Annotated in this window: 15 protein-coding genes; 2 read left to right on the forward strand and 13 right to left on the reverse strand. The window is 39.2% G+C overall.

Annotated elements, in window-relative coordinates; translation table 11 throughout:
• Window positions 1–26: 26 nt before the first annotated feature.
• Window positions 27–809, reverse strand: a complete 783-nt coding sequence (locus ACQKNX_RS20650) for an enoyl-CoA hydratase (RefSeq protein WP_427430474.1) — start codon at window positions 807–809, stop codon at window positions 27–29.
• Window positions 810–948: 139 nt separating this feature from the next.
• Between ACQKNX_RS20650 and ACQKNX_RS20655 the strand changes: the two genes are divergently transcribed.
• Entirely contained in the window at window positions 949–1,911 is a 963-nt protein-coding gene (locus ACQKNX_RS20655; RefSeq protein ID WP_427430475.1) for a rhodanese-related sulfurtransferase, read from the forward strand.
• Window positions 1,912–2,055: 144 nt separating this feature from the next.
• Here ACQKNX_RS20655 and ACQKNX_RS20660 read toward each other — a convergent pair whose 3' ends face one another.
• The gene (locus ACQKNX_RS20660) at window positions 2,056–3,705 is read right to left on the reverse strand and encodes an FAD-binding dehydrogenase (RefSeq protein WP_427430476.1); all 1,650 of its coding nucleotides are present in this window, start codon (window positions 3,703–3,705) and stop codon (window positions 2,056–2,058) included.
• 806 nt (window positions 3,706–4,511) lie between these two features.
• Here ACQKNX_RS20660 and serA point away from each other — a divergent pair.
• Window positions 4,512–6,119 (forward strand): phosphoglycerate dehydrogenase, encoded by a 1,608-nt coding sequence (serA, locus tag ACQKNX_RS20665; protein WP_427430477.1) that lies wholly within the window; start codon window positions 4,512–4,514, stop codon window positions 6,117–6,119.
• Between the two features lie 162 nt (window positions 6,120–6,281).
• Here the strand turns inward: serA and ACQKNX_RS20670 are convergent, their stop codons facing one another.
• From ACQKNX_RS20670 to ACQKNX_RS20720, 11 genes are all read right to left on the reverse strand, one after another.
• A complete protein-coding gene (locus tag ACQKNX_RS20670) occupies window positions 6,282–7,757 on the reverse strand; it encodes an aldehyde dehydrogenase (protein ID WP_427430478.1) in 1,476 nt (491 codons plus the stop codon).
• Window positions 7,758–7,770: 13 nt separating this feature from the next.
• Window positions 7,771–7,968 (reverse strand): 2-hydroxymuconate tautomerase family protein, encoded by a 198-nt coding sequence (locus ACQKNX_RS20675; RefSeq protein ID WP_427430479.1) that lies wholly within the window; start codon window positions 7,966–7,968, stop codon window positions 7,771–7,773.
• A 16-nt stretch (window positions 7,969–7,984) separates the two neighbouring features.
• Entirely contained in the window at window positions 7,985–8,776 is a 792-nt protein-coding gene (locus ACQKNX_RS20680; RefSeq protein WP_427430481.1) for a 2-keto-4-pentenoate hydratase, read from the reverse strand.
• 20 nt (window positions 8,777–8,796) lie between these two features.
• Window positions 8,797–9,810: a 4-hydroxy-2-oxovalerate aldolase gene (gene dmpG / locus ACQKNX_RS20685; protein ID WP_427430522.1), complete on the reverse strand. Its 1,014-nt coding sequence runs from the start codon at window positions 9,808–9,810 to the stop codon at window positions 8,797–8,799.
• Window positions 9,811–9,824: 14 nt separating this feature from the next.
• Window positions 9,825–10,709 (reverse strand): acetaldehyde dehydrogenase (acetylating), encoded by an 885-nt coding sequence (locus ACQKNX_RS20690; RefSeq protein ID WP_427430482.1) that lies wholly within the window; start codon window positions 10,707–10,709, stop codon window positions 9,825–9,827.
• 2 nt (window positions 10,710–10,711) lie between these two features.
• Complete coding sequence (locus ACQKNX_RS20695; RefSeq protein WP_427430483.1) at window positions 10,712–11,500, reverse strand: 2-keto-4-pentenoate hydratase; 789 nt, start codon at window positions 11,498–11,500, stop codon at window positions 10,712–10,714.
• A 10-nt stretch (window positions 11,501–11,510) separates the two neighbouring features.
• On the reverse strand, window positions 11,511–11,990 hold the full coding sequence (locus tag ACQKNX_RS20700) for a flavin reductase family protein (protein ID WP_427430485.1): 480 nt from the start codon (window positions 11,988–11,990) through the stop codon (window positions 11,511–11,513).
• Window positions 11,991–12,093: 103 nt separating this feature from the next.
• Complete coding sequence (locus ACQKNX_RS20705) at window positions 12,094–13,059, reverse strand: catechol 2,3-dioxygenase (protein WP_340822431.1); 966 nt, start codon at window positions 13,057–13,059, stop codon at window positions 12,094–12,096.
• A gap of 22 nt (window positions 13,060–13,081) precedes the next feature.
• The gene (locus ACQKNX_RS20710) at window positions 13,082–14,620 is read right to left on the reverse strand and encodes a 4-hydroxyphenylacetate 3-hydroxylase N-terminal domain-containing protein (RefSeq protein WP_427430486.1); all 1,539 of its coding nucleotides are present in this window, start codon (window positions 14,618–14,620) and stop codon (window positions 13,082–13,084) included.
• Window positions 14,621–14,789: 169 nt separating this feature from the next.
• Window positions 14,790–16,574: a XylR N-terminal domain-containing protein gene (locus ACQKNX_RS20715; RefSeq protein ID WP_427430487.1), complete on the reverse strand. Its 1,785-nt coding sequence runs from the start codon at window positions 16,572–16,574 to the stop codon at window positions 14,790–14,792.
• A gap of 1,253 nt (window positions 16,575–17,827) precedes the next feature.
• A complete protein-coding gene (locus ACQKNX_RS20720; protein ID WP_340822427.1) occupies window positions 17,828–18,616 on the reverse strand; it encodes an HAD family hydrolase in 789 nt (262 codons plus the stop codon).
• Between the last annotated feature and the right edge of the window lie 75 nt (window positions 18,617–18,691).

Raw genomic sequence — 18,691 nt, forward strand, 5'->3', positions numbered from 1 at the left:
TCAGCTTGTGGACAATGCTAAGTGCCTTAATGTCCGACAAAGACCGGCGTTCTTTTTTCAACAAATGCATGGATGCCTTCTAAATGATCAGCCGTTTTACGCATAGCAGATTGGCCTTGTGCTTCCATCGCTAAAACGCTCTCTAACTGCGGCAAGTTTTGTGCATGTAAAATCTTTTTAGTCATAATCATTGAAGCAATTGGTGATGCTAGCATTTTGCCAACTAATTGATCAGCCACTGCAAAAACCGACCCTTCAGGCGCAACATAATCGATTAAGCCTATATTGTGTGCTTCCTCGGCTGTTAGCACTTTGCCTTCCCAAATCATTTGTTTTGCTTTCACAGTGCCAAGTCTTTCCTTCATAAAGAAATGACCACCACCATCTGGAATTAACCCAATCCCTATAAAATTCATAGCAAGTTTACTATTTTCACAGGCAACTACGATATCAGCACCTAGTGTTAAACTAAAGCCTAACCCTGCTGATGCACCATGAACCGCAGCAATCACAATCATTGGTAGTTGGTAATAAGCTTTGACGATACGTGTTAAATATACCATTGCCTCATCGATATTTAGCGGCTTATTTGGATCAAGCATTGCTTTAATATCACCACCCGCAGAAAAGACCTTTCCTTCCCCACGAATAACTAAAACCTGTATTTCTTGCTCCTGCTGTAATGCTTCAAAACACTCTGCTAATTCACGCATCATCACATCATCCATCGCATTCATAGCATGTGGTCGATTTAGCGTTAAAGTAGCACGACGCTCTAATTTTTCTAATGTAATTGTTGAAAATTCCATGTCCTACACCCCCAAATATGAATAGTCATTCACTATGTACTATTCGTGCTATTTCTGAAAACTCCTTCTCTCCTACTCAAAATAGTCGTTGTTATGCTATATTTAATGTCGAATAATGAAATTAAAGGTGGGTATTTTTGTGACACAAAAGGGCTTTCGTGTATTACTTTATTATAAATATGTTGCTATTGAGGACCCAATAGCATTTGCCGAAGAGCATTTAGCATTTTGTAAAGGAATCGGTCTACTTGGTCGTATTTTAGTAGGATTAGAGGGCATAAATGGTACAGTTTCTGGTACGATCGAGCAAACTGAAAGCTACATGAATCATATGAAAGCGGACCCTCGTTTTAGCGATATTATGTGGAAAACCGATGAGGTAGTAGGGCATACTTTTAAAAAGATGCATGTACGACCTCGTACGGAGATTGTACACCTCGGCTTAGAAAATGATATTAATCCTTTAGAAATAACTGGGGATTATTTAACACCAATAGAATTTATGACTCGTATGCAAGGAGACAATACAGTTATTATCGATGCACGTAACGATTATGAATTTGATTTAGGACATTTCCGCAATGCGGTGCGCCCTGAAATTGAAAATTTCCGTGATCTTCCGGCTTGGATGGAGGAACATAAAGAAGACTTTACTGGTAAAAACATTTTAACTTATTGCACAGGCGGCATTCGCTGTGAAAAATTTTCTGGCTGGTTAAAACGTGAAGGCTACGGTGAAAGTGTCGGTCAACTACATGGTGGTATTGCAACGTATGCTAAAGACCCTGAAGTAAAGGGACAATTATGGGATGGCCAAATGTTTGTTTTTGATCGCCGCCGCAGTGTGCCTATTAATCAGGTCGAGCATGTGGTGATTGGTAAGGACTATTTCACAGGCGAACCAACAGAGCGCTATACAAACTGTGCTAATCCTGAGTGCCACAAATTAATGCTATGTGAGGAAAAGCACGAGGCATTTTATATGCGTAGCTGTTCAGACGATTGCCGTCGCGCAAAACATAATTTTTTCGTTGAAGAAAATGAATGGACAAAAGAGCAAGTAGAACAACAAATAGCAAAAATTGCACAAGTTCAAAAATAAAATTGTTTGAGTGCCTGGCACTTTCGCGCAGTATAAAGTAAGCCGCAACAAGGTCTGTTGCGGCTTACTTTGCGTGCCTTCCTACAGGTTCTTCGTGGATTCTGGCTATGCATAAGAATTCAGAATTGTTTGAGTGCCTGGCACTTAAGATTGTGCTAAAAAGCGGCCAACTTGTCGTCCGCTAAATAAACATCCTCCGACAAACGTTCCTTCCAATGCGCGGTAACCATGTACACCGCCCCCTCCGAAACCACTAACTTCTCCTGCTGCAAATAATCCTGGTACCGGTTGTCCATCCATGCCAAATACAGCTCCATCTAAATTCGTTTGTAATCCCCCTAATGTTTTGCGGGTTAAAATATTCAAACGTACTGCAATAAGGGGCCAATTTTTTGTATCTAAAATTTTATGTGGTTTTGCAACCCGAACTACTTTATCACCAATATAATTTCTTGCTCCATGTATTGCATTTACCTGTATATCTTTCGTAAATTTATTGTCCATTTCACGGTCTCGTGCTAATATTTGCTCTTTAATTTTAATAAAATCAAGCAATTCATTTCCTGCAAGCTTATTCATGCCATCTACTAGCTGCTTTAAATCGTTTGCAATAACAAAATCCTCACCATGATTTTTAAATGCTTGAATCGGTGCAGGTGGACCCGGCAAAATGCGTTTCATTAACTCTGATATGCTTTTATTCGTTAAGTCAGGATTTTGTTCTGAACCTGATAAAGCAAACTCTTTTTCTATGATTTTTTCCGTTAAAATAAACCATGAATAATCATAACCTGTTTTTTGTATGGCCTCTAACGTACTTAATGTATCAAACCCTGGAAAGTTCGGTGCTCCAAAGCGATTTCCCTCGGCATCAAACCATAAAGATGATGGACCTGGCAGAATACGAATACCGTGGTTTGGCCAAATTGGGTCCCAGTTTTTTAAACCCTCTGTATAATGCCACATCCGATCACGATTGACGATACGACCACCCGCATGTTCAGTAATTTCTAACATGCGACCATCTACATAAGCGGGTACGCCGCATACTATATTTTTTGGCGGAATGCCAAGACGAGCTGGCCAATTTTTGCGTACTAAATCTATATTTGCACCAATGCCCCCACTTGCGACAACGACTGCCTTTGCTTCATAGGAAAAAGCACCTACCCCAATGCGTGAACTTTGCTCTCCTCGTTGTGCAAAGCTTTCAGCTAAAATTGTGCCACTAATGCCAGTAATTCGACCATCCTGTTGTATAAATTCATCCACACGATGTCTCGGCTTAAAATCAATAATTCCTTCCTTTATCGCTTTTTTCACTTTATCTGCAAAAGGTTTTACAATCCCTGGCCCAGTTCCCCACACAATATGAAAGCGAGGAACAGAATTACCGTGACCTCCAGCTAATGAGCCACCCCGCTCAGCCCAACCAACAACAGGGAAAAACTTTATACCTAATGATTTAAGCCATGCATATTTTTCACCTGCAGCAAAATCTACATAAGCCCTCGCCCATTTGTAAGCCCATGAATCCTCATCTTCCAAACGATCGAAGCCAGCAGTCCCTAGCCAATCCTGCCATGCAAGCTCTTTACTATCTTTAATACCAAGCCTTTTTTGCTCTGGTGAATTGACTAAAAATAGCCCACCAAAAGACCAAAATGCCTGTCCTCCCATTGAATTTTCAGGCTCTTGGTCCACCAGTAGTACACGTTTCTTTGCATCTATTAATTCACAGGCTGCAACTAGTCCCGCTAAACCAGCTCCGACAATTGCTACATCATATTTCATCCCAACACCCCCGAAAAATCTAAATCTATCTTTCTTTACATACATTCTTCTCTTATTGGCACTTTACCTCCTTATCGTTTTATAATTTCGACAAATATATGGCATTAACGAAATGTTCGCATTCCGTCTTAAATCAAAGGAAGTTTTATGTAAATAATCTAGTTTAATATAATTATCCTCCAAAAACTTTTTATCTTTTTACACTCGCTAAACCCCTATATTCTCTGTCTTGACACATTCGTTAGCGCTTACATTGTCCTCTGTAAAAAGACGAACAATAAAAACGTCAAAAGCATAAATAGTTCGTATATAGGCAGTTTTCAGACTTTCGAAGGGAGTAATTTTAATCTTTTTTTGAATAATTGTTGACAAAGGTGAACAATAGGGATTATGATGTTAACAAATTTAATCACACAAAAATATAACGACGGAGACACGCTAGTCGAAAGAAAATCCAAAGAGAGCTGATGGTTGGTGTAAATCAGTGATTTCTACGATATAGTTCCACTCCCGAATAGACGAGCCGAAAACCAAAAGTAAGCCTGTCCGTCACATGCACGTTACGCATATAGCTAAGACTGCAACGAAAATCTTTCGAGCAGTAATTAAGGGTGGTACCGCGAACCTAAATTTTTCAGCCTTTCGCCCCTTACGACACAATACTTGTGTTCGTAAGGCGCGGAAGGCTTTTATATTTTTCGAAAAAGAAGATTGTTTGCATGATGTAGGAACCCACAATTTAACAAAATGCGGACTGCACATATAAACATCACTAATAATTTTAATTTAAAAGGAGCTAATTACAAATGACTACTGCAACAAAAACAATTAACGTATTTATCGCTGATCCACTAAGTGAAGATGGTATTTTCCCATTACGCCAAGAAAAAGATTTAGATTTAAACGTAATTATCGACACTGGACTAGCACCTGAGGAATTAATGGCAAAAATTGCTGATATTGATGTTTTACTCGTTCGTTCTCAAACAACAGTAACACGCGAAGTAATTCAAGCTGCGAAAAGCTTAAAATTAATCGGACGTGCTGGTGTAGGTGTAGACAACATTGACCTAGCTGCTGCAACAGAACACGGAATTATCGTTGTTAATGCACCAGATGGTAACACAAACTCTGCCGCTGAACATACAATCGCAATGATGACTTCTCTTGCTCGTCACATTCCACAAGCTTTCAATACATTGAAAAATGGTAAATGGGATCGTAAATCATATGTTGGGGTGGAGCTTAAAAATAAAACTCTTGGTGTTGTTGGCTTCGGTCGTATTGGCGTAGAAGTAGCTTACCGTGCAAAAGGTCAACGTATGAACATTATGGCGTACGATCCATTCTTAACTGATGAACGTGCAAATGAGCTAGGTGTTACAAAATCTACTGTCGAAGAAATTTGTGCCGCTGCGGATTTCATTACAGTACACACACCATTACTACCAGAAACACGTAACCTTATTAACAAAGAAAAGTTTGCGATGATGAAAGATGGCGTACGTATTATTAACTGTGCTCGTGGTGGTATCATTAATGAGGATGACCTATATGATGCTATTGTTGAAGGTAAAGTAGCAGGCGCAGCTCTTGACGTTTTTGTTTCTGAGCCAGCGACTGACCACAAATTACTAACGTTACCACAAGTAATTGCAACACCTCACTTAGGTGCTTCTACAATTGAGGCACAAGAATCTGTAGCAGTTGACGTATCAAACGATATCATTAAATTCTACAAAACAGGTACGGTGACAAACCCAGTAAATATGCCATCAATTCCGAAAGAACTACTTGCACAAGTAGAACCTTTCTTTGAATTAGCTGAAAAACTTGGTTCTTTCTTATCTCAAATAACAGCTGAGCCAGTTAAAGAAATTAACCTATCTTATGCTGGTGAAGTTGCAAACTATGACGTACGTCCATTAACTTCTAATGCTCTAAAAGGTTTATTAGCTAAAAACCATGGTAATCACGTTAATGACGTCAATGCTCGTTATTTATCTGAACGTATTGGTATGAAAATTAACGAACATAAAACGACTACTGCGAAAGGCTTCACAAGCTTAATTACAGTTGAAGTAAAAACGGCTAATGAAACACATACTGTTGCTGGAACATTATTAAATGGCCTTGGCGCACGTATCGTAAAAGTCGAAAACTACGTAGTAGACGTTGTACCAGAAGGTCACCTTCTTTACATTAAAAACACAGATAAACCAGGTGCGATTGGACGCGTAGCAACAAAACTAGCTGAAAAAGATATCAACATCGCAACAATGCAGGTTGGACGTGCTGAAGTTGGCGGAACAGCTGTGATGATGCTAACAGTCGATAATGTTGTTACGGAAGAAGATTTAACATACGTTTCACAACTGGAAAACATCGATGAAGTAAAAGCAATTGATCTTTAATCATTAAATTTCGTTAGCAGAGAGTTTCGCACTCTCTGCTTTTTTGCGCACTTAAAAGCTGGTGCTATTAGATACTTTTTATTTTTCATTTAAAAAAGTACCTCAGAAAGACAATTCTGAGGTACACACTTCTAAATTGGTCTGATAAATAGTTGATGTACATCATTTCAATGCAATACAAATATTTTTTGCTTCCGTGAAAAATTCTAAGCTATGGTGACCACCTTCTCGCCCTACACCACTCTTTTTAAAACCTCCAAACGGTGCACGTAAATCACGTACAAACCAGCAGTTGACCCAAATTGTTCCTGCACGAACATCGTGCGAAATACGGTGTGCTCTTTGTAAATTTTCTGTCCAAATTACAGCATTCAATCCGTATTCTGTGCCATTTGCAATGGCAAGTGCCTCTGCCTCTGTATCAAATGGAATGATCGTAACAATGGGACCGAAAATTTCCTCTTGGCAAATACGTGCTTGCGGGTTTTCCTGTAAATAAATAGTTGGTTGTAAGTAATAGCCCGTACTCAAATGTGCTGGTAATTCAGGGCGCTCCCCCCCGTAAATAAGCGTAGAGTTTTCATATTCAGCGATGCTTAAATAGCTCGTTACTTTGTTATAATGTGCTTGACTTACGACTGGCCCCATATTCGTCTTGGCATCTTGAGGATCGCCAACAACTAATGCTGATGCCGCTTCTTTAAAACGTCTAAGGAATTGATCTAAAATAGTACGCTGCACTAAAATGCGAGACCCAGCTAGACAAACTTGACCAGAATTCATAAATGCCGCCTGAATTGATACAGGAATGGCTTTGTCCAAATTCGCATCTTCAAAAATGATGTTCGCTGCCTTTCCGCCTAATTCAAACGACACCTTTTTCAATGAATCTGCCCCATTTTTCATTATGGCTTTACCTGTTGTTGTTTCCCCTGTAAAAGAAATTAAATCGACTTCAGGATGTGTAGTCATAAATTCGCCTGCTGACTGTACACCAAAGCCATGCACAACATTAACGACACCGTCCGGGATTCCAGCCTGTTGTGCAATCTCACCAAGTAACGATACAGTTAATGGTGTAATTTCTGCTGGTTTAATAACTGCTGTATTTCCTGAAGCTAGACATGGGCCAAGCTTCCATGTTGTGAGCATAAAAGGTAAATTCCACGGTGTAATTAATGCAGCAACCCCAACTGGCTCATAGCGCGTATAATTTAAATACGCATCGTCCATTGGGTATACTTCGCCACCTTGGTGCTCCATAAAATCTGCAAAAAATTTCAAGTTTTCCGCTGCCCTAGGAATTTCACGTTCTAATGCAACCTGGTAAGGCTTCCCTACATCTAATGCCTCTAAGCGTGCTAACTCCTCTTTACGTTCAACAATGATTTCTGCCATCCGCCGTATTTTTGCACAGCGCTCCGATAATGGCATTGTTCGCCAAGGCCCTTCTTCAAAAGCTTGACGCGCAGCTTCACAAGCACAATCTACATCCTCAAAACTTGCTTCGTGGACCTTTGCAATAATTTCCTGAGTAGCAGGATTTTTCACCTCGAACAATGTTTGAGAAGAAGATTCTACATATTCCCCATTAATAAATAGTTTCACTTCTTTCAATTTCGTTTGTGTATTCGCCATGATAGACCACTCCTTACTCTTCATTTTGTCGACGTTGGATGGACTTTCCTGAAATCCCCCAATGAGAACTTGGGATTTCATTTAAACATACACGAACCGTTTCAAGCGGTGAATCAAACACCGATGAAACAGTTTTACTGATTTCTTCAATTAACTGTTCCTTTTGTTCAGCTGTACGGCCCTCAATGAATGTTACTTGAATAAATGGCATATCGTCTCCTCCTTATCTATAGCTCGACTTGAACAGATAATGGTTCCATACCGTCAAAACTTACGCTAAAGCTATCGCCTGAACGCATTGTCGCAGAGCCTGTTAGTGCGCCACTTAGTACAACATCCCCTGCTCGAATGTGCTGGCCACGAGCAATTAATTTATTTGCCATCCACGCTATTGCTCTTGCTGGATGCCCCATAACAGATCCTGCCGTACTCGTTGCAATAATTTCATCATTTTGTGAAAAAATACACCCCATATTGACTAGATCAACTTCACTTACCGTATATTTTTGCGAACCCACTATGTAGCGAGAGGAAGAGGAGTTATCAGCAATTACATCCGGTAATGTAAAATTGAAGTTCAAATAGCGACTATCAATTATTTCCATGGCAGGAGCAATATACTCAGTCGCGGTCAGGACTTGTGCCACAGTAACTACCGGACCAATTAAATCCTCCTTAAACACAAAGGCAACCTCAGGTTCAATTTTCGGATGAATACATGATTTTAACGATATCGGTTGTTGTACATTTAACGCCATATTCGCTAATAGCACACCGTATGAAGGCTCATGAACCCCCATCATTTGCTGTTTAGCTTTACTTGTTAAGCCAAGCTTAAATCCTGAAATGGTTGTCTGCTCATGTTTACACTTTAGTTCAATTAGTTTAGCTTGAATTTCATAGGCAGTTTCTACAGTCAATTCTGGATATTGCTCAACAAACTTCGTAACCTCATAGACATCCCGCTCTGCTAGATATAGTTCATACGCAATTTGCTCTAGCGTATCGGTTTTCATCATTGCGAGTTCCTCCATTCTACTTAAACTGTCTGCTTAGCATTTGCTAAATTACGAGCTATTTCTGCTATTAAATCCTCTTGACCACCAACGGCTTTCATTTTGCCAAGCTCCACTAAAATTTCACGCTCATCTACGTTATATTTTTTCGCAGCTTCCTGAGTAAATAATAAAAAGCTTGAATAGACACCTGCATAGCCCATCATTAAGCTAGACCCTGTTATTTCCTGTGACCGTGGCATAAATGGCGCTACTACTTCATTCGCAACATCTATTGTTCTATATAAATCAATGCCAGTTTCATAACCTAGCCGATTAAAAACTGCCACCATTACTTCAGTTTGAGTATTGCCACTACCTGCTCCCAAACAGCGTAAACTACCATCCACATACGTAGCACCTGCTTCAACGGCAGCCATCGTATTTGCCATAGCTAGTGATAAATTATTATGCGCATGAAAGCCAATTTCACAAGAAACATGAGATTTTAGCGCAGCTACCCGCTCCTTCACTTCATGGGGTAGCATAGCACCTGCTGAGTCCGTTACATAAATAATTTCAGCCCCATAGCTCTCAAATAATTTCGCCTGCTCTACAATTACTGAAGTTGGAGCCATATGTGCCATCATTAAAAAGCCGACTGTTTTCAATCCTAACTCTCGACTTAAATAAATATGTTGACCAGCAACATTTGCCTCGGTTACATGAGTTGCAACACGCGCCATTTTAGCGCCCGCCTTCACTGCATTTTTTAAATCTTCCTTTAGCCCAATGCCAGGTAATATTAATACTGAAATCGCAGCATCGCCACATTCTTCTTTTGCTGCTTCAATTAGCTTCAGTTCATCCACTTTTGAAAAGCCATATTGCAAAGAAGAGCCACCTAATCCATCGCCATGGGAAACCTCAAAGTACTTCACTTTTGCTTCCCCTAAACCTCTAGCTACGTCTCTTACTTGCTGCTCTGTAAATGCATGCCGCATAGAATGACTGCCATCCCGCAATGTAACATCTAACACTGTTAGTTGTTTTGTCATCATGCTCACCTCCATTAGTTCGACTTAACTGTTTCATGTTGCTGCTTAGCCATATGATTACCAACTTGAACAGCTGCCGCCGTCATAATATCAAGATTCCCTGAATACGGTGGGAAGAAATCCCCCGCCCCCTCAACTTCTATAAAAATCGAAATTTGTTTACCGTCAAAAATTGGCGCACTTGTCATACGATAACCAGGTACATATTGTTGTACAGCGCGCACAATATCTTCAATCGCTTTTGTAATCTCTTCTTCCTTGCCTACTTCATTTACTAATACATGTACGGTGTCGCGCATCATCATTGGTGGCTCCGCAGGATTTAAAATAATAATAGCCTTGCCTTTTTTTGCTCCGCCTACTTCTTCTATTGCCCTTGCTGTTGTCCGTGTAAATTCATCAATATTAGCCCGTGTGCCCGGTCCTGCACTTTTACTTGCAACTGTTGCAACAATTTCTGCATAAGTGACATCCACCACTTCGTTAATCGCATAGACAATTGGAATCGTTGCTTGCCCCCCGCAAGTCACCATATTGACATTGTCAACGTCCATATATTTTTCTAAGTTTGCACAAGGCACAACAAATGGCCCGATAGCTGCTGGCGTCAAATCGACTATCTTTTTGCCAAGAGCGAGCACCTGCTCACTATGCAACGTATGCGCATTGGCAGTTGTCGCGTCGAACACAATATCAAAAAGCTCAGGACATGCAACTAAGCCCGAAATCCCATTTGTGATTGTATGATAACCACGATCCTTTGCCCGTTGAATGCCCTCCGATGTGGAATCTATTCCAACCATGACACTCATGGTTAAATACGCACTTCGCTCAATTTTATACATTAAATCTGTACCAATATTACCGGAGCCTAAAATTGCGACTTTCAATTTGACCATCTTTACTTTTCCTCCTTCCTTCTAAACGTAGCAGACACAGCCCCAAGGTGAGCGAACTCAGCTCTAAACGTATCTCCACCTTCTATCGTTACTGCCGATGTTAATGCGCCTGCCAAAACGATTTCACCAGCCTGCAGCCCGATATGATATTTGCTAAGCTTATTGGCAAGCCAAGCTACTGCACGCAGTGGATTTCCCATTACAGCCGCCGCAGCCGCACTATCAAAAAGCTCACCATTACGGTAAACATTCATACCTATATGAGGTAAATCCACCTGCGTCAATTTCGTTGGTGTTCCCCCAATAATGACCATAGCGGAGGAACCGTTATCTGCTACCGTATCTTCAAAGTTAATTTTCCAATCGATGATACGACTATCAATAACCTCTAGGGCTGGTACTATATAATCTGTCGCCTCGATGACATCATTCACAGTAATAGTTGGTCCATACAAATCTTTCTTCAGAACAAACGCAATTTCAAATTCCAATTTTGGCTGTATAAAATGATTGAGTAATATTGTTGCACCGTCCACCTCTACCATATCTGATAAAATATGACCGTAGTCTGGCTCTGTTACTTGAAATTGTTGCTGCATCGCCTTACTTGTTAAACCAATTTTTTTACCAATTATTCGCTTTCCCTGCTGTTGCTTTGAAGCAATTTGAAGTAATTGGATTGTATAAGCGTCATCTACAGTTATGTCTGGCACAGTGGATGTTAATGGCGCAATAGGTTGCTTTGTTTCCTCAGCTACTAATAATTTCTTTGCATACAGTTGTGTATCCATCGCCAACCTCCTAGACCTGCATTGTTGTTTCCGCTGCGAGTGTGCCATATCTTCCATTAAAGAATAGTAATGGCTCTCCTTCTTCTAATTGAATGTTCTTTACGCTGCCAATAAATAACGTATGGTCACCTTCAATGTATGTGCTTGCTACTTCACAGCTTATTTGCGCAATCGCACCATCAATTGTCGGTGCGCCCTGTAAATGGCTGAAATTCACATTGCGTTTTTCTTTGATTTGGCCGGCAAATAACATAGACAATTCTTGTTGTTGTGCCGATAAAATATTGACAATAAAAGTCCCACTTTGCTTGATATGCTCAAGCATTGAAGCCTTCTCACCTATAGAAATTACAACTAATTTTGGATCAAGTGAAACAGACATGAACGCATTCGCTGTCATGCCATGAATAGTACCATTTACATTTGTTGTAATTACCGTCACACCTGTTGCAAATTTCCCCAATGCATTTCTAAACAGACGATCCTCCATTACATAACCTCCTCATCATATAGTGCTGTCTCAAATTCTAGGAAAAAGCATTTAAGACAGCAGTTTAGACACGCTTACTTTATTAAAAGACGTTACTCGTAATCTATTTCACAGGAACTTTTACTGCACGATCCGGAGTACCATATAAAAAATACTCATTAGGCAGAGGAGAGCCGTACCAAATAATCGCTTCATCTAACTCATTCTCACGCCAAGTTATCGGCTTCCAGTCAGGATCAAAAATGAGATAACCTGAATCTCCGAATAATTCAACTCGGTTTCCGCCTGGCTCCATTACATACATGAAATAAGCTTGACTCACCCCATGTTTACCTGGTCCTGCTTCTATTTGAATTCCGTTTTCTACAAAAATATCTGCTGTATCCATTAGGTGCTGAGGATAACCATACCAAAACGCAATATGATGGAAGCGTCCACTATTGCCTGTTTGGTCGTTCATTAATGCTACTTCATGTACTAACGGGCTAACGCTCATCCATGCACCAATTTCTTCATTATTGTTCAATATAATTTGTTCTCGTAACTTAAAGCCTAAATGCTCAGACATAAACTCACGATTTTTTGCAACATCTCTACACATTAAGTTGATATGGTCTAAACGTCGTGCAGGAACACCCATTAACGGACGTTTTTGTGGACGGCTTTTTAATAATGTTTTTTGATCTTCTGCTGGCTGGAAATAATCCACTTCCCATAATATTTCTTGGTTATGTCCATCCGGTGTAACAAATTGATAAGCACGACCATGACCTAAATCTCCATCAATCCAGCCTTTCCCGTAGCCACTTTTTTCTAAAGATGCGACGCGGCGTTCTAACGCCTCAGGTGAACTTGCCCGCCATGCGGAATGTCCAAGACCCGCTTCTTTGCCTTCTGTAAGCTTTAATGTGTGATGATAAAAATCCTCGTATCCTCTTAAATATACTGATTGCCCTTCACGCGCTGTAATTTGTAAACCCATATAATCTGTAAAAAATTTTAAAGATTCCTCTGGTTTCGGTGTAAAAAGCTCCACGTGCGCTAATTGTGCTACATCAAAATTTGACATTCATCATTCCCCCTTAATGTTTTTATTTATTTGCAAAATAATTTACATCATCTGGATTTACCCATGTTGGATCTGTCCAGCCTGTTAAATCGTAATCTGCCATGCACTGCTCTGCAAAAGCTATAAACTCATCTGTTTTACCGCTTCCTTGTGCACCAAACAACGTTTGTAAGCGAATGTCTTCATGATTTCCAGCATAATTACGTTCATATAACTCGCTACGGCCACCAAATTCTGTTCCAATTGCATCCCACAATAACTTGATTGTTTTAATTTTTTCAAGTGCCTCAATACCGTTTGAACCACGATAAAGCTTATCTAATGTAGGGCGGAATTCTTCATTTAAAAAATCTCTTGCACTAGAAGGCTGAACAATCAAATTCCCTGCTACAATTTGTTGAATAATACCTTTAATCTTCGGCCAGCCTTCCTGTAAAAATACGCGATACGCTAATCCGCCATTTAAATTTGGAATGACGATGCCATTCTCTTTTTTCTCTGGGTTTAGCGCCATCGCATCACTTAATGACCAGAACATATGACGCCAAGCCATAATTTCACCTATATGCACCTGAACACCACGGAACTGATCAGTACCTGCTGTTTTTAATGCCTTTAGTAATACACCTATAATAAAATCTAATTTCACGGCTAAGCGTGTGACACCTTGGAACGTAAAACGATTAATGAAACCGCTTTCTACAAAGAACGAAGTCGTCTTTTGCATATCTTCATAAATTAAAATATTTTCCCATGGTATGAGTGCTTGTTCGAAAACAAGTACTGCATCATTTTCATCGAAGCGACTACTTAGTGGATAATCGAATGGACTTCCCATAATGGCCGATGTCATTTCATACGACGCACGGCTAATTAACTTCACTCCAGGAGCGTCCATAGGTGCAATAAAGACAACAGCAAACTTTTTATCTTTAATAGGTAAACCATACGTTCCTACAAAATTGTAGTTCGTAATAGCTGAACCTGTAGCTACCATTTTTGAGCCGCTAACGATTAGGCCCTTATCCGTTTCACGTTCTACTTGAATAAAAACATCACCTACTTCATGGACATCTTTATGACGATCTACCGGAGGATTCACAATGGCATGATTGAAAAACCAATTGCGTTCTTGCGATTCTTTGTACCAACGCTTTGCATTTTCTTGAAAAGGTGAATAGTATTCAGGATTCCCACCAAGTGTGGCAAGGAATGAGGCTTTATAGTCTGGTGTACGTCCCATTTGTCCGTACGTAAGACGTGCCCAAGCAACGATAGCATCTCGTCCTTGTATTAAATCATCTGCGCTCCGTGCTGCACGGAAGTATTTATGTGTATATCCCCCGCTACCCGTATCCGTTTCACAAGTTAAAATATCTTTGTATTGCGGGTCATGCATGGCATCATATAAACGTGATATCGATCGTGCTGAATTTCGAAAAGCTGGATGTATCGTGACATCCTTTACACGTTCACCATGTAACCAAATTTCTCGACTATCTTTTAAACTTTCTAAATATTCCTGCCCTGTCAATGGCTTCGTGCTTTGCTGAACAACCATTCCCTTCCCTCCTACAAATATTTTTTCTTGTTTGACATGTCTATTTTAATTTAATACTTTTTGAATTTTTAGATAATTAATAAAAAGTATAGTATTCTCTATTTTTTCTTTAAAATTTGAAAGGAATTTGCGCACAAAATAGAAAAAACCAGCGAAATCGCTGGTTTTTCTATTTTTTATGTTCTAGCGTTTTAAGTGCATAATAAATTTTTAAAGCTAAATGACATCGAAAACGTCCATCTCCTGTACGCATATCTTCTTGTAATAATGATTCAATCTTTTCCATACGATAACGAAAACCAGGAATCGATAAATTCAAAGCCTTTGCAGTTTGATTTACGTTGCCACTATGGTCTAAAAAAACTTCTAACGTATGGACAAGTGTTGCATTATTTTGCTCATCATATGTTAATAACTGACCAAGTACCTCTTTATAAAACTGCAATAGCTCCTTTGGATTTGTTGTTTTTAAAAATAACATGATGTGCTGAAAATTTTCATAAATTGCAGATTGTGTTTGTTGGGGTACTGCACAATGTAGAAAATGGCATATTAATTTTGCATCGTTATAGCTATTTCCGATTTCTTCTAATTTTTCAGCATTTTTTCCTACTCCAATTTGGAATGTTGCTTGTTTGAATCTCTCCTTTAGTCTTTTCGATAAGACAGTAAGGAAGTTTGACATATACTTAACATCTTTCTCACAATCTTCGAGAATTAGCAGTACTTCTTGATTTTTAATAAAGCACTCTACATTTAAATATTCCGTCACTAAAAAGCTGTGCACTATTTCTAGGTCTTCTTGTTCTGTTGTTATGACAATGACACGATTATTCTTACTCGGATCAAAATAAAATATATTTCGCGCTTTTTTAATAAGCTCCTCCGTGGAAGATTGGTGGCTCATAACTTCATCTAAAAAGTCAGATTTTTTCTTCCACTGAGATTGGGCAATTTGTATTTGTGTATATAAATAAATAGAAAAAACCGTTACAGCACGTTCAATAATCATCTCCTGTTCACGCGTTAATTCATGGTGGCTTAATATCACTAATATTCCCAATTGTTTTTTCATCGTCATAATCTCATATTCATGTCGAAATTCTTTTTTCTTACGACTAGCCTCTATATAAAGCTGCTCATCACTGTCATGCATAAAATAGTAACCAATTGGCTTCATTAAGTATCTACGTTCAACTGTTACACTGCATTGTAACGCATCACTTAAAAGATGTAACAGCTGATTTAATGTATATCCTTCCAGCATTGCATGAGTCATCTTCTTATGGATACTGTCTGAATGTACGATAGACTTATTGAGCCCTTTTAACTCATTAAAGGTTGCATCCAATTCATCTGCTAAAGATGTATCTTGAAAATATCGTAATATCTCCAACTGTTCTGCTGTAGCATGCTCCTTTGTGCGAACAACAAATTTACAATAATCATCGCATTTCCCACGACACTTTTCTTCAAAAACGACAATCTCTTTAGGATAGGTTTTTGCAAGAAAGCCTGCTACATAGCCGATTAATGTCCAACATACACTTTCATCGCTAAAACCAAAATGGCGGACATGTTCCTCCGCTTCATAAGAATGGAACCACTTGCCTTCCATTTCAAATTTATCATCACTTATTTCCAAAACATCAATCTGTACGCTTACAACACCCTCTAAAGTATGAATTGCTGCACCGGCTCTAATTAACTCCTTTAATTCTTTCCAATTGTACATTTTTTCAATAGATCCACCAGCACTATACCCGCATGCCCAACCATATCGTAATAAAAAACCTTTCGCACGCTCCATATTCAATGTTTGAATAATATCGCGCCTAAAAAAACCAAGCGCTTCTGCGGATTTTAAAATCATACGATTGCCATTAAACTTAATAATGCCTGAACGTGGATTAATATCTATAGCATTTTCAAACACTAAACGATTTGCTTTCATTAATATGCACCCCCATAAACATGCTAATTTCCCCAACATGTTACTAACTGTGTTCCTATCTTCCTTACTGCTACAAGCATTTTTTCTTAAGTAAATAAAGGAAGCGCTTTCTCTAAATAAAGCAAATAAGAGTACATAGAAATTATAGTAATGGCAAATAATCATAAGATTTTAAAGTGTTTAATTTACTATCAATCATAGTATATTTTTAGTTTTCAGACAATTTAAATTACTAGACGCGAAAATATATAATGTTCATGAAAAAAAGTACTGATAAATTAAATATCAGTACTTCCAGCTTGTCGACAGAAAGGATTAAGATTTCCATTCTTAATTCCTTTTGTTATTTTTATTGTAAAAAATGGGTTCTTACTTTCGTCTTGTTATACGCTTCAAGCATCCCCTCTCTATAAAGCTGTGTGCCATGTCCAAGAAGCAATTATAGTAAACTGCTAGCAATACATATAAAGTTGATTGGAGTGGAGGGTGGGCGACTCCTGCTCAGAACGCACAGAACGTAAGACGCAACAGACCGCGCGTTAGCGAGGGTTGCGGCTTACGATGTGCCCGCGGAAAGCGCCCGCCCGTAGCGGAAATTAACGGTAGTAGACCTCTAAATTTATTTAATGATTAAAGCAGACGACTATCCTATATAATCTTAAGTGCGATAATTGTACTGTATTTTCACTTTTTCCTTCGAAAAAGCGTGTTGACACTAGTTGATTGGAGTGGAGGGTGGGCGACTCCTGCTCAGAACGCACAGTACTTAAGACGCAACAGACCGCGCGTTAGCGAGGGTTGCGGCTTACGATGTGCCCGCGGAAAGCTACCGCCCGTAGCGGAAATCAACAGCAGTAGACCTCTAAATTTATTTAATGATTAAAGCAGACGACTATCATATATATTCATAAGTGCGATAATCGTACTGTATTTTCCTTTTACCTTCGAAAGAGCGTGTTGACACTAGTTGATTGGAGTGGAGGGCGGGCGACTCCTGCGGGAACAGCGCAAAACGTAAGACGCAACAGACCGCGCGTTAGCGAGGGTTGCGGCTTACGGTGTGCCCGCGGAAAGCGCCCGCCCGTAGCGGAAATCAACGGCAGTAGTCATCACCTATATTAGTTTTAAATAAAAAAGGGACTATAGATAAATTCGAAAAACTTCGATTTTACCTATAGTCCGAAAGTACTAATAAATTAAATATCAGTACTTCATCTTTAAAGCGCTATTAATTTTCTATATAGAAATATATCTTAAAGCTCTTTCACAAGTTTTAAAAAAGCTGTTAATGAATCTACCTCATATGTTGGTGTGACAACTCCTGTTGGAACATTGTTTTCACGGTTAATCCAAACATTACGCATGCCAACTCTAGATGAACCTAAAATATCTGTGTTTAAGTTATCGCCAACCATAATTGCCTCGTCGGCAGTAATGCCCGCCTTTTCCATCACATGCTCAAAGATAGAAGCATCTGGCTTCCCTTTTCCAAAATCCCCAGAAATAATAATATGGTCAAAATACGGCGCAATTTCCGGAGTAATTTCTAATTTTAAATTTTGTAAGCTTGGTGCACCATTTGTTAATAATATAAGTTGATATTTACCTTTCAGCTCATCTAAAACAGTAAACGTATCTTCATATAAAAGTGGTGACACTTTGCGTTCTGCTACAAAGCGTTCTCCTAGTTCGGCTCCAAACTTTGCATCGTCAATTCCAAGTGCCGCTAAGCCCTTTGTCCATGCTTCTGAGCGGTATCCAGGTACAATTTCTTTCATCTTTTGGAAAGAATCAGTTGGATCATCGAATGTTCCCCAAAGTCCTTCGAATGGGTTAATACCGATTAACACCGTATAGTCATATGTTTCATAGCTCTCATAAAGTGCACGTGCTTCTTTGCGCACAGCTTCCTCTAATTCAGCTGAATCTACCGTATGTATTGTTGCAGCATATTCACATGTTTTTTCAAATGCTGTTTTAACAGATTTTTTGTCCCATAACAACGTATCATCCAAATCAAAAATAATTGTACTTATTGACATTATGTCAGCTCCTAGCTTCTTTCTACTTGAACAAAAAGCATTCATATCGCTTATTTTAGCATATTTTCAAAATAG

It is taken from the genome of Lysinibacillus sp. NPDC093712, from assembly GCF_050280025.1.
GTDB lineage: Bacteria > Bacillota > Bacilli > Bacillales_A > Planococcaceae > Lysinibacillus.